This is a genomic window from Dietzia sp. DQ11-71, assembly GCF_014144995.1.
GTDB lineage: Bacteria > Actinomycetota > Actinomycetes > Mycobacteriales > Mycobacteriaceae > Dietzia > Dietzia kunjamensis.
This window is the reverse complement of the sequence record NZ_JAALDT010000063.1, coordinates 1-11,866: the sequence shown is the minus strand read 5'-3', so window position 1 is coordinate 11,866 and position 11,866 is coordinate 1. Positions and strand designations below refer to the sequence as shown.

Below are 11,866 nucleotides of genomic sequence, written 5' to 3'. Positions count from 1 at the left end.
GGCAGGCCCCGGTGCGGCGTCCTCCGAAGGTGCGGGCCACGCGACGGCCACCCGTTCGGGATACCCGGCGGGCAGGGACGCGACTTCGGCCGGCTCGGCGCCACGCCGACTCGCCGGGGCCCGGGGATTCGTCCCCGCCCTCGAGGGGATCCGTGGCCTCGCGGCCGTCGGGGTGCTGACCACCCACGTCGCCTTCGTCACCCGCGCGTCCACCGGGTCACCCGTCAAACGGCTGTTCGGGCGACTCGACCTGGCGGTCGCCGTCTTCTTCGCCAAATCCGGGTTCCTGCTGTGGCGAGCCCACGCCGCCCACGCGCGCAGGGACGAGCCGGGAACCGCCCGGCCGACCCGCGAGTACCTCCGCTCGCGTCTCGTGCGGATCCTGCCGTCGTACGCGGTGCTGGTCGCCGCCGCGATGCTGCTGCTCGAGCAGAACCACGTCAACGGCCCGGATTCCTGGATCGCCAACCTGACCCTCACGCAGATCTACACGTCGAACTTCCTCGTCGCCGGGCTGACGCACGCGTGGTCGCTGGCCGTGGAGATGGCGTACTACCTCGCCTTCCCGCTGCTGTGGACCGCGATGAAGGACCTGCGCGGCGACTCCGCCCGGTGGCGTATCCCGGCGATCGCCGCGTTCGGTGCCTCGGGTCTCGTGTTCCCGATGCTCCCGTGGCACGCCCTCGGCATCCTGCCGGCCGACGTCAACGTCCAGATCCTCCCGCCGTCGTTCGCCGCCTGGTTCGCCGCGGGGATGCTGCTGGCCGAGGTCGTCACCGCGCCGCCCGGCACGCTCGCCCGGATGTGTCGCGATCGACTCGCGAGGTGGGGGTGGTGGATCGCCGGCGGCGCTGCCCTGGTCGCCACCACTGTTCCCGGATGGTTCTCCGAGGGATTCGTCCACCCGGGCCCCGTCGAGTTCGCGGCCCGGACCGGTCTGGCGGGCACGATGGCGTTCCTCGTCCTGGCCCCGGTGGTCCTCGCCCCGGAGGGCACGCGGTTCCCGGTCCTGGAGTCCGCGCCGTTGCAGAAGGTCGGCACCTGGTCGTACGGAATCTTCCTGTGGCATCAGCTCGTCCTGCACGCCGCGTTCCCCCTCACCCGCACGCGGCTATGGGACCAGCGGATGGGGGTCATCTGGCCCGTCACCGTGGCCGGCTCGCTGGCCGCGGGCGCAGCGAGCCACCGGTTCATCGAGGAACCGGCACGAAAGCTGCTCTCCCCGCACGCCTGAATTCGGAGCCGTGTTCTCGTAGGGTGAGCGCACAAGCGCGGACACGCGCACGCTCACGACGAAGGAGAACAGCTATGGGTTACATCGGCGGCGGAGTGGTCCTCGTGGTGCTCGGCGCGATACTCATGTACGCGGTCGAGATCAGCATTCCGGGTATCGACTCGAACACCCTCGCGGTGATCCTGATGGTGGCCGGTGTGGTGCTCTTCGTGATCGGTCTGCTGTTCGCGATGCGCTCGCGGAGCCGTCGGGTGCCGGACGAACGGTACTGAACCGGAGCGTCGGCGGGCTCGGAGTCGGCATCTGTCGTCTCCCCCGTCGTCTCCTGTCCGACTCCATTCGCGTCCGCGTCGTTCACAGACGAGCTGTCGCGTGTGGGTGAGCATGCCGGCGTGTGCATCCGACCCTGACGGCTGTGAGCCTCGTGTGCCCGCGAGAGTGTAGTCGCGCGGCCTCTGAGACAGCCGCGGGCGACATCTCCTGCGCGGATGCCCCGGGAGCGGAATCCGCGAGCGCGGAGATTCCTTCCGCGGACCTGTCGATCTTCGGGTGCCCGTTCGTTATGAAGGTGTCGGCGCACTTCACCGCGGCCGGCATCCACCAGTCACAGTCAGGAGATCGACATGAAGTACGTGCTTCTACTCTTCGGCAACATCGACGACGTCCGGTGCGGGGAGGCCGGGCCGGAGGGGGCCGTCGAGGGGCCCGGACCGGAGGCGTTCATGGCGTTCGATGCCGAACTCGAGGCCGCGGGGGTCCTCGCCGGCGGTTTCGCCCTGCACGACCCGGAGACCGCGGTCAGTCTCGCGGCCCCCGCCGGTGGCGGCGACCCCGTCATCACCTCGGGTCCGTTCGCGGAGAGCCGCGAGTTCGTCGGGGGCACGATCATCATCGACGTGCCCGACATCGACGCGGCGCTCGCGTGGGCGCGGCGATGCCCGGGAGTGCATGGTGGCCGGGTCGAGGTCCGGGCCATCGCAGAGTACTGACGGACGCCGGGCACCGGTGACCGAGGGACCAGGAGACGCCGTGGGCACCGAGCGCGGGGCGCCCGGTGACCGCCGACCCGGGGAGTGCGAGAGCGCGGCCCCGGGTCTGGCGGTTCGCGACGTGCTCGGCGCGCTGCGCCGGGAGGACCGCTCGCGACTGCTCGCGGCTCTCGTGGCGCGGTTCGGCGACCTCGACCTCGCGGAGGACGCGACGCAGGACGCCTTCGCGGCCGCGCTGGAGAAGTGGCCGGTCACCGGTGTGCCGGACAAGCCCCTGGCCTGGCTCATGACCACCGCGGCGCGGAAGGCGATCGACCGACTCCGGCGACAGCGGGCTCTGACGGAGCGGTTGGCCCGGCTGCACGTCGAGCAGGAACACCGGGTGGCCCGTGCGGTGGAGGTCTCGCCCGCGGATCCGGACGAAATCCCGGATGAGCGTCTCGAGCTGTTCTTCGCCTGCTGCCACCCCACCCTGAGGGTCGAGGAGCAGGTCGTGCTCACGCTCCGGTACCTGGCGGGGCTGACCACCGCCGAGATCGCCCAGGCGTTCCTGGTGCAGGTGCCCACGATGCAGCAGCGGCTGGTCAGGGCGAAGAGGCGGATGCGGGTCACCCGGATCCCGGTGCGGGTGCCCGGGAGCGCGGAGCTTCCCGCTCGGCTCTCGTCCGTCCTGGCGGCGATCTATCTGGTCTTCTCCGAGGGGTACGCCGCCACGGAGGGGGCGAACCACCTGAGGAGGGATCTGACGCAGGAGGCGATCCGGCTGGCCCGGATCGTCCATCGTCTGATTCCCACCCAGCCGGAGGTCACCGGTCTGCTGGCGTTGATGGTGCTGATCGAGGCCCGGGCGTCCGCACGGACCGGTCGCGACGGGATGCCCGTTCCCCTGCCGGACCAGGACCGCCGCACGTGGGACCGTCTTCTGCTGGAGGAAGGCCTGTCGCTCGCACAGCAGGCTGCCGCGGGCGGCCCGGGCCCGTACTCCGTTCAGGCCGCCATCGCCGCCGTGCACGCCGAGGCCCCGGACTTCGCGTCGACGGACTGGCGGCAGATCGTGGCCCTCTACGATGTGCTCGTGATCCTCGCTCCCGGCCCGGTGGTCCGGATGGCGCGGGCGGTGGCCATCGGGCGACGAGACGGGCCGGAGGTGGGGATCGCCCACCTGGACGAGTTGTCCGCGGACCCGGCGCTCGCCGAGCACCACCCGTTCCACGAGGCGAGGGCGGTCACCCTGGAGTTGCTCGGGCGTCCGGAGGAGGCGCGCCGGGCGTGGGTCCGCGCCCATGCACTCGCCCGCAACGACGCCGAGCGTGACTACCTCCTGCAGCGCTGGTGGGACGCCTGAAGCTCGTGCGTCGCGTAGCTCTACACGCCTTCCCTTCCCCCTCGACTCAAGGCAGGTTAGGCTAACCTCACGCCGCGACCTCCAGGTGTCGGCGCCGTATCCCCGAGGAGGATCCCACATGACCGCCAGTCCGCTCCCCCAGCACGACCGGGACCCCGAGTCCGTCGCCGGGCACTGGCTCCTGGCGCGTATGGGCAAGAAGGTCCTTCGTCCGGGCGGTAAGGAACTGTCCGGCTGGCTCGTCTCGGCCACCACCGTGACGGGCAAACGCGTAGTGGAGTTCGCTCCCGGACTGGGGTTGACAGCGACACTGCTGCTCGACGAGAGCCCGGCCTCGTATGTGGGCGTGGACTCGGATGCCGACGCCGTCGCCGTCGCGCGCCACGCAATCGGAGGCCGGGGTGAACTGGTGGTGGCGACTGCCCAGGAAACCGGTCTGGAGACCGCGTCCGCCGACATCGTCGTGGGCGAGGCCATGCTCACCATGCAGGGCGACTCGGCCAAGCGGCAGATCGTGGCCGAGGCCAGCCGGGTGCTCGGGACGGACGGGCGGTACCTGGTCCACGAACTGTGCCTGGTCCCCGACACCCTGGACGACGAGATCAAGACGGGTATCCGCAAGGACCTCGCCCGTTCGATCCGGGTGAACGCGCGGCCACTGACCGTAGCGGAGTGGACCCACCTGTTCGACGAGGCCGGCTTCGAGGTCGAGAGCACCGAACTCCGCCCGATGGCGTTGCTCCAGCCCCGCCGTGTCCTCGCCGACGAGGGCATCGTCGGCGTGGCCCGGATCGTCCGAAACCTCCTCCGCGACGCGGACGCCCGACGACGGGTTCTCGCCATGCGCAGGACTTTCGTCGCGCACGACCAGCACATGAGCGCGGTCGGGTTCGTACTGCGCAAACGCTGACCACGCCGCGGCACACGAAATCCGCTACTCTCCCTCCGGATCCGCTATCCGAATCGGGGTAGCGAACGGGTAGGGAGAGTAGCGGATCTCGCCGGGGCAGGCCGGGGGTGCGCGGCCTGCGCACTGCGCAAGACGGTGCCCGGCGGGGCTCAGGAGTCGAAGGCGTCGATGATGGCCTGCGCCGCGAGGGCCGCGGTCAGCGTGCCCTCGCGCACCTGCTGCTCCACCTCCGGGGCGATCTTCCGCACCTCCGGGTCGGCGGCCAGCCGGGCCATCAGCGTGTCGTGGACCATGGACCACGTCCAGTCCACCTGCTGACGCGCCCTCCGCGCCTCCACCTCGCCGATCCCGTTCATCGTGTCCTGATGCGAGCGGACGGCGTCCCAGAAGCGGTCCAGTCCCTCGGCCTCCAGTCCCGACATGGTCAGGACGGGCACCTTCCACACCGCGTCGGCAGGACGCACCAACCGTAGGGCGGCCCCGAGTTCGCGGGCGGCCCGCGAGGCGTCCTTGACGTGCGGGCCGTCAGCCTTGTTCACCGCGACGATGTCCGCCAACTCGAGGACACCCTTCTTGATGCCCTGCAGCTGGTCGCCGGTGCGGGCGAGGGTGAGGAACGTGAAACAGTCGACCATCCCGGCCACCGTCACCTCGGACTGGCCGACACCGACGGTCTCCACGACGATCACATCGAACCCGGCGGCCTCGAGCAGGACCATCGTCTCCCGCGTGGCCTTGGCCACGCCCCCGAGCGTGCCGGACGTGGGCGAGGGCCGGATGTAGGCCCTCGGTTCCGTGGACAGGGTGGCCATGCGGGTCTTGTCGCCGAGGATCGAGCCGCCGGTGCGGGTGGACGACGGGTCGACGGCGAGGACCGCGACCTTGAGGCCCTGCTCCACCAGGTACAGGCCGAAGGACTCGATGAACGTCGACTTGCCGACCCCCGGCACCCCGGTGATGCCGATCCGCAGCGCCCCACCGGCGTGCGGCAGCGCGCCCAACAGGAGCTGTTGGGCATTCTCCCGGTGCGCCGGGTTCGTGGACTCCAGCAGTGTGATCGCGCGGGCAAGGACCGGGCGGTGGTCTTCGAGCACGCCGACGAGCAGTGCGTCGACATCGATCTCGCGCCGCGGACGTGGCCCGGTGGCCGAGGGCACCGGTCCACGCACCGAGCCGGTGCCGGCCGTGGTAGACAGACTGCCCGACAGGTTGCCCGAACCGGCCGGGTCGGGTCCGGAGCCGAGGCGGGTCAGGACGTCACCTCCGAGCCGGCCCCCTCACCCGAGGCGGCCGACGAGAGGTCGTGGCCGAGCTCGCCGGCGAGCGCGTCGAGCAGCCCGATGGCGGCCTCGGCGATCACGGTGCCCGGCGGGTAGATCGCGGCGGCCCCGGCATCGTAGAGCTCCTGGAAGTCACCCGGCGGGATGACGCCACCGACCGTGACCATGATGTCCTCGCGCCCCACCCCGGCGAGCGCCGAACGCAGTGCGGGTACCAGGGTCAGGTGACCCGCGGCCAGGGAGGACACGCCCACAACGTGCACGTCGGCGTCGGCGGCCTGCTGGGCCACCTCCTCCGGCGTCTGGAACAACGGGCCCATGTCGACGTCGAACCCGAGGTCGGCGAACGCGGTGCCCACGACCTTCTGACCGCGGTCGTGGCCGTCCTGTCCCATCTTGGCCAGCAGGATGCGGGGACGGCGCCCCTCCTGCTCGGCGAACGCGTCGGCCATCCGCATGGCCCGGGTGACGTTGTCCACGGCGCCCTCCTTGGTGACCTCCTGCCGGTACACACCGGACAGGGTCTTGATCTCCGCCTTGTGACGACCGTAGACCTTCTCCAGCGCGTCGGAGATCTCCCCGATGCTGGCGTACGCGCGGGCCGCGTCGATCGCGAGGGCGAGGAGGTTGTCGTCCATATCGCTGCCCGCCCCGCCGGAGGCGGCCTCGGTCAGCCGGGTGAGGGCCGCCTGGCAGGCGTCCTCGTCCCGTTCCGCCCGCAGCTTGTCCAGTTTCGCCAGCTGCTCGGTGCGGACCCGGGAGTTGTCGACCTTGAGGACGTCGATCTCCTGGTCCTCGGTCACGACGTACTTGTTCACGCCGATCACGGGCTGACGGCCGGAGTCGATGCGCGCCTGGGTCCGGGCGGCGGCCTCCTCGATGCGGAGCTTGGGGATGCCCTCCCCGATCGCCTGGGCCATGCCGCCGGTCTCCTCGATCTCGAGGAGGTGCAGACGGGCCTTGTCGGCGAGCTGGGCGGTGAGCCACTCGATGTAGTACGAGCCGGCCCACGGGTCGATAGGCCGCGTGGTCCCGGACTCCTGCTGCAGGAGCAGCTGCGTGTTGCGGGCGATCCGCGCGGAGAAGTCGGTGGGCAGAGCCAGCGCCTCGTCGAGGGCGTTGGTGTGCAGCGACTGCGTGTGGCCCTGGGTGGAGGCCATGGCCTCGATGCAGGTCCGCGCGACGTTGTTGAAGACGTCCTGCGCGGTCAGGGACCACCCCGACGTCTGCGAGTGGGTCCGCAGCGACTTGGACTTGGCGTTCTTCGGCCCGAACTTCTCGACCAGCTCGCTCCACAGCAGACGCCCCGCGCGCAGCTTGGCGATCTCCATGGAGAAGTTCATGCCGATGGCCCAGAAGAACGACAGGCGGGGCGCGAACTTGTCGATGTCCAACCCGGCGTCCAGACCGGCGCGGAGGTACTCCACGCCGTCGGCCAGCGTGTACGCCAGCTCGAGATCGGCCGTCGCGCCGGCCTCCTGGATGTGGTAACCGGAGATGGAGATCGAGTTGAAGCGCGGCATCATCTTCGACGTGTAGGCGAAGATGTCCGAGATGATCCGCATGGAGGGTTTGGGCGGATAGATGTAGGTGTTGCGGACCATGAACTCCTTGACGATGTCGTTCTGGATGGTCCCCGCGAGCTGCTCCGGCGTCACCCCCTGCTCCTCGGCCGCCACCACGTAGAACGCGAGGATCGGCAGGACGGCGCCGTTCATCGTCATCGACACCGACACCGACGACAGGTCGATGCCGTCGAACAACTCGCGCATGTCCAGGATGGAGTCGATCGCCACCCCGGCCATGCCGACGTCGCCGGCGACCCGCGGGTGATCGGAGTCGTACCCGCGGTGCGTGGCCAGGTCGAACGCGACCGACAGGCCCTTCTGGCCGGCTGCGAAGTTGCGCCGGTAGAAGGCGTTGGACTCGGCGGCCGTGGAGAACCCCGCGTACTGGCGGATGGTCCACGGCTGGTTGACGTACATCGACGGGTAGGGCCCGCGGAGGAAGGGTGCCGCACCCGGCACCGTGTCCAACGGGAAGGGGGTGACCTCCTCGCCGTCGTCGGTCGGGGCGGTGCCCGCCTCCACGGCGTCACGGTCGGCCTTGGTGTAGACGCGCTTGACGTCGATACCCTCCGGCGTCTCCCACGTCGGGTCCGCGTCGACGCCGGGACCCACCTCGTGGTCGGCCGTGGTCTCGACACCGTCCGGCAGGGGCGCCCCCTCGGGGGTCTCCCGCAACGGGGTGGTGCTGAAATCGGGGAAGGTCGTCATGTCACTGCACTCCCAGCTGGTCGAGGAGGGTGGTCAGGGCGGCGACGGCATCGATGCCGAGGGCCAGGTACCCGTCCGGGCGGTCGGTGGCGTCGGCGGGGAAGCCCTTCTCGGCGCCGGCGAGGTACACCGTCGACACCCCGGCGTCCCGGAGGGCGCGGACGGCGTCGGCGCCCTCGGTCGCGTAGCGCTTGTCCGCGCCGCAGAGCACGGCGATCCGCTCGCCCTCGTGCGCCCCGGCGTACTGCCCGGCCTCGGTGACGACCGGATTGCGTGCCTCGATGCCGCCGGCGGCGAGCAGGTTGGCCACGAACGTCACGCGGGGAGTCGTCTCGGCCTGGGGGCCGAGGCCCGCGATCAGGACGGTCGGGCGGGAGCCGGTGGCCTCCAGGTGCGCATCGGACCGGTCCCGCAGGTCCTCGAACGCGCGGCCGTAGCGGTAGTCGTCGCCGCCACGGCGGGAGGCGTCGAGGGGCTGCTCGTCGAGATTGGGGAACTCGGACACACCGGTGATCGGGGCCGTGCGGTGGGCGATGTCGGCGTCGCGTGCCTCGCGTACGCGGGCGATGGCGTCGGCGACGGTCCCCGAGGAGATCGCGGCGGTCAGGCCGCCCTCCGCCTCGATCGTCTGCAACGCCGACCACGCGGCGTCGGCGAGCGCGTCGGTGAGCGACTCGACGTACCAGGAGCCACCGGCCGGGTCCACGACGTGGCCGAGGTGCGACTCCTCGAGCAGCAGGAGCTGGGTGTTGCGGGCGATACGCGAGGCGAAGGCTCGGGAGGTGCTCTCGAGGCCCCCCGGCACCGAGGCATCGAACGGGAGGACCGTCACCGAGGTGGCGCCGCCGACCCCGGCACCGAACGCGGCGAGGGTGGTCCGGAGCATGTTCACCCACGGGTCCCGCCGCGACATCATCGCCATGGAGGTCACCGCGTGCTGCGGAGCGCCACCGGCCTCGGGAGCGCCGAGGAGTTCGGCGACGCGGGCCCACATGAGCCGTCCCGCTCGGAACTTGGCGATCGACGCGAACTGGTCATCGGTGGCGGCGAGCCGGAACGAGACCTGGCGCAGCGCGGCGGCGGCGGACAACCCCGCCGACATCAGCGCCCGCACGTACTCCAGTCCGACGGCCACGGCGTAGGCCAACTCCTGGGCGTCACCGGCGCCGTCGGCGTGGAAGACCGTGCCGTCGGCGACGAAGGTCCGGATGGTCTCCTCGCGCTCGGTGACCCGCGTGGCCAGCTGCACCGCGGAGTCGAGCTCGATCGTGCCGGTCCCCGCGTACGCGGCGGTCACGGGCGCGGCCCCCAGGTCGGCGATGACGGCGGCGCGGTCCACGACCCCGTCACCTGCGGTGCGGCGCTCGTCGAGCAGGGCGAGGAACGACTCGGCGACCTCGACCAGGCGGGCGCCGGAATCGAAGGTGACCGGGGCCAGATCCAGGTAGACGTCCTTGAGGACCGCTGCCAGCTCGGCGGGCTCGGCGGTCAGCCACAGTGCCGAGACACCCTGGTTCAGCAGGTCCAGGATCTCGGTGTTGACCTCCGAGGCCTCCCCCGTGACCTCGATGCGCGAGCTGACGTGCCAGCCGCTCTCGGGCAGCCCCGACCGGTCCCCGCCGCGGACGAAGGGGAACTGCCCGGGCGCGGGGCGCTCGGCGATCTCGTCCTCCCGCGTGTACAGCGGGTTGACCTCGATGCCGTCGCGCGTGGTGGCGACCAGTGCGCGCCAGGCGTCCTCGGGCATGTCGGCGGGATCCTTGCGGGCGGCCTTCGCGAGGACGGCTCCCACAGAGGCGTACCAGGAGTGAAGGTCTGGACCTGTGGTCGAACTGGTCACCGGTACCTCGTTCTCGTGTGGAGTGAAGGGGGTCACCTCGGGACTCTAGTCCAGCCCCACCGGAGCCGGAACACGCCCTCGCGGTGAGGGGGACCTGTGGGGGACGACGTCCGCACCACGGCGACTACAGTCGTCCCGGTGCGGAACCGGGTGTTGGCGTGGGTGGCGGCCGTCGCGCTGGTGGTCCTGGTCGCGACCCTCGTGCCGACCCCGGGGCTGGAGCAGTTCCGTGACTGGGCCACGCGACTGGGTCCGTGGTTCCCCGTTGCCTTCTTCGCCGCCTACGCGCTCGTCACGGTCTCGCCCATCCCCCGGTCGACCTTCACCTACACCGCCGCGGTCCTGTTCACCCCGGCCGTGGCCATCCCGTGGTCTCTCGTGGCCACCGGCATCGCGGCGACACTGGCGTTCGCCGGGGTCCGTCGCCTCGGTCACGACCGGACAGCCGCGCTGCGCGCGGATCCGCGGGTGGCCTCGATCGACGCACGACTGCGTCGGCGCGGGTGGCTCTCGGTGGGCAGTCTGCGGCTGGTACCCGCGGTGCCGTTCTCGGTGGTCAACTACGCCGCCGCGCTGACCTCGATCTCCTACCCGCAGTTCCTGCTGGCCACCCTCATCGGCAGTGCGCCCGGGACCGTCGCCGCGGTCCTCCTGGGGCATTCCCTGACCGAGGGTGACGGCACGGCCGCACTGTGGGCCACCGCTGGGTTCGCCCTGATCGGACTGGTGGGGATGGTCCTCGACGCCACGCTGCCGGTCAGGCCGGTTCGGTGACGAAGTCGACCAACCTCTCCACCGCTCCTAGCAACGCGGGTTCGATGTCCCGGTAGGTGCTCACGGAGGCGAGCACGTGGCGGAACCCGTCCGCGGGTTCGCCCCAGCCCAGCCGCCGGCAGATCCCCGTCTTCCAGTCCTCGCTGCGGGGGACCACCGGCCATTCGCGGATCCCCACGGCGGAGGGTTTGACCGCCTGCCAGATGTCCACGTACGGGTGGCCGGTCACGAGGACGTCCTGCCCCAGTCCGGCGACGATCCGCGATTCCTTGCTGCCCTCGACGAGGTGGTCCACCAACACGCCGAGTCTCGCCTGACGGGTGGGGCCGAACTCGGTGACCAGCGCGTGCAGATCGTCGATCCCGTGCAGCGGTTCGACCACCACGCCCTCGACCCGCAGATCGTGGCCCCAGATCTTCTCCACGAGCGCGGCGTCGTGGATGCCCTCGACCCAGATTCGCCCCGCGCGGGCCGTGCGGGCCCGCAGTCCCTCGACCTTCCGCGACCCCGACGCGGTGACCGCGGGCCCCCGCCGCGTTGCCGGGGCCGGCTTCCGCAGGGTGACCGGGGAGCCGTCGATGAGGAACGCCGAGGGGGTCATCGCGAAGAGGCGCACCCGACCGCGCCGGTCCTCCAGTTTGACGAACTCGCCGTCGTAGGACCGGTCGAAACCCACCACGGCGCCGCAGAACCCGGATTCGGCGTCCTCCACCACCAGGCCCCGTTCGGCGTCGACGACGGGGACCTCCGGGCGGCGGCGTCGCGCCGTGCCGGACAGGATGTCGGAGCCGTACATGTCTGCCATGGCCAGACACGGTAGCCGTCGCCGCGCCGGGGGTGCCGGCGGCACACCGCCGGTAGGATTGATCGTCATGTCCCGACCCCTCACCCGCAGTACCGCGCTGTCCCCGGCGTGGCCGCTGCCGCTGTACCTCCTGCGCACCGCGTGGGCGGATCAACCGTTCGACGAGTTGACCTCGTACCTCTCCGGCCTGGCGGAGTCGCACCTGCTGGAGATCGTCGGAGCGCCTGTCCCGATGCTCGCCGAGGTCTCCCCCGCCGCCGGCCCGGCAGGACTCCTGCCCGGGCTCGTCACGACGCTGCGGCGCGCCGGGCGTTCGTATCCGGCGCCGGAGGCGCTGTCCCTGCTCACGACGGCGCCCGGGGACTCCTCGAGCCTGCCGCCGGTCCCGTCGGTTCGCGCGGACGTGGCCGACG

10 protein-coding genes and 1 pseudogene are annotated in these 11,866 nt (G+C 71.2%); 7 read left to right on the top strand and 4 right to left on the bottom strand.

Features of this window, described 5'->3' with window-relative positions; all coding sequences use genetic code 11:
• The 5 genes from G6023_RS02605 to G6023_RS02585 all read left to right on the top strand — a co-directional run.
• Window positions 1–1,234: acyltransferase family protein (locus G6023_RS02605; RefSeq protein WP_241727631.1), on the top strand; the 1,234-nt coding region annotated here is incomplete at its 5' end.
• A 74-nt stretch (window positions 1,235–1,308) separates the two neighbouring features.
• Window positions 1,309–1,506, top strand: coding sequence for a hypothetical protein (locus G6023_RS02600; RefSeq protein ID WP_067714393.1), 198 nt, complete (start codon window positions 1,309–1,311; stop codon window positions 1,504–1,506).
• A gap of 351 nt (window positions 1,507–1,857) precedes the next feature.
• Complete coding sequence (locus tag G6023_RS02595; RefSeq protein ID WP_069390476.1) at window positions 1,858–2,223, top strand: YciI family protein; 366 nt, start codon at window positions 1,858–1,860, stop codon at window positions 2,221–2,223.
• Window positions 2,224–2,329: 106 nt separating this feature from the next.
• A complete protein-coding gene (locus G6023_RS02590; protein WP_241727633.1) occupies window positions 2,330–3,568 on the top strand; it encodes an RNA polymerase sigma factor in 1,239 nt (412 codons plus the stop codon).
• 118 nt (window positions 3,569–3,686) lie between these two features.
• Window positions 3,687–4,478 carry a class I SAM-dependent methyltransferase gene (locus tag G6023_RS02585; protein WP_069390477.1) on the top strand — a complete coding sequence of 264 codons (792 nt, stop codon included), beginning with the start codon at window positions 3,687–3,689 and terminating at the stop codon, window positions 4,476–4,478.
• Between the two features lie 149 nt (window positions 4,479–4,627).
• Here G6023_RS02585 and meaB read toward each other — a convergent pair whose 3' ends face one another.
• The 3 genes from meaB to G6023_RS02570 form a co-directional block, all read right to left on the bottom strand.
• On the bottom strand, window positions 4,628–5,635 hold the full coding sequence (meaB, locus tag G6023_RS02580; RefSeq protein WP_182634008.1) for a methylmalonyl Co-A mutase-associated GTPase MeaB: 1,008 nt from the start codon (window positions 5,633–5,635) through the stop codon (window positions 4,628–4,630).
• Window positions 5,636–5,727: 92 nt separating this feature from the next.
• Window positions 5,728–8,034: a methylmalonyl-CoA mutase gene (gene scpA, locus G6023_RS02575; RefSeq protein WP_182634007.1), complete on the bottom strand. Its 2,307-nt coding sequence runs from the start codon at window positions 8,032–8,034 to the stop codon at window positions 5,728–5,730.
• A gap of 1 nt (window position 8,035) precedes the next feature.
• Window positions 8,036–9,874, bottom strand: coding sequence for a methylmalonyl-CoA mutase family protein (locus tag G6023_RS02570; RefSeq protein ID WP_347570701.1), 1,839 nt, complete (start codon window positions 9,872–9,874; stop codon window positions 8,036–8,038).
• A gap of 138 nt (window positions 9,875–10,012) precedes the next feature.
• Here G6023_RS02570 and G6023_RS02565 point away from each other — a divergent pair, with 138 nt between their 5' ends.
• Entirely contained in the window at window positions 10,013–10,648 is a 636-nt protein-coding gene (locus G6023_RS02565; RefSeq protein WP_227022273.1) for a TVP38/TMEM64 family protein, read from the top strand.
• Here the strand turns inward: G6023_RS02565 and G6023_RS02560 are convergent.
• Window positions 10,632–11,444: a DUF3097 domain-containing protein gene (locus G6023_RS02560; RefSeq protein WP_182634010.1), complete on the bottom strand. Its 813-nt coding sequence runs from the start codon at window positions 11,442–11,444 to the stop codon at window positions 10,632–10,634. The two genes, G6023_RS02565 and G6023_RS02560, sit on opposite strands and share 17 nt — an antisense overlap.
• A 76-nt stretch (window positions 11,445–11,520) precedes the next feature.
• Between G6023_RS02560 and G6023_RS02555 the strand changes: the two are divergent.
• Window positions 11,521–11,866, top strand: a pseudogene (locus tag G6023_RS02555) (hypothetical protein); the annotation flags it as partial.

Bases quoted from the DNA above. Each gene is read 5' to 3' on its own strand.
- G6023_RS02585 (WP_069390477.1), top strand. From the start codon at position 3,687: ATGACCGCCAGTCCGCTCCCCCAGCACGACCGGGACCCCGAGTCCGTC.
- G6023_RS02600 (WP_067714393.1), top strand. From the start codon at position 1,309: ATGGGTTACATCGGCGGCGGAGTGGTCCTCGTGGTGCTCGGCGCGATA.
- scpA (WP_182634007.1), bottom strand. From the start codon at position 8,034: ATGACGACCTTCCCCGATTTCAGCACCACCCCGTTGCGGGAGACCCCC.
- G6023_RS02595 (WP_069390476.1), top strand. From the start codon at position 1,858: ATGAAGTACGTGCTTCTACTCTTCGGCAACATCGACGACGTCCGGTGC.
- G6023_RS02560 (WP_182634010.1), bottom strand. From the start codon at position 11,444: ATGTACGGCTCCGACATCCTGTCCGGCACGGCGCGACGCCGCCGCCCG.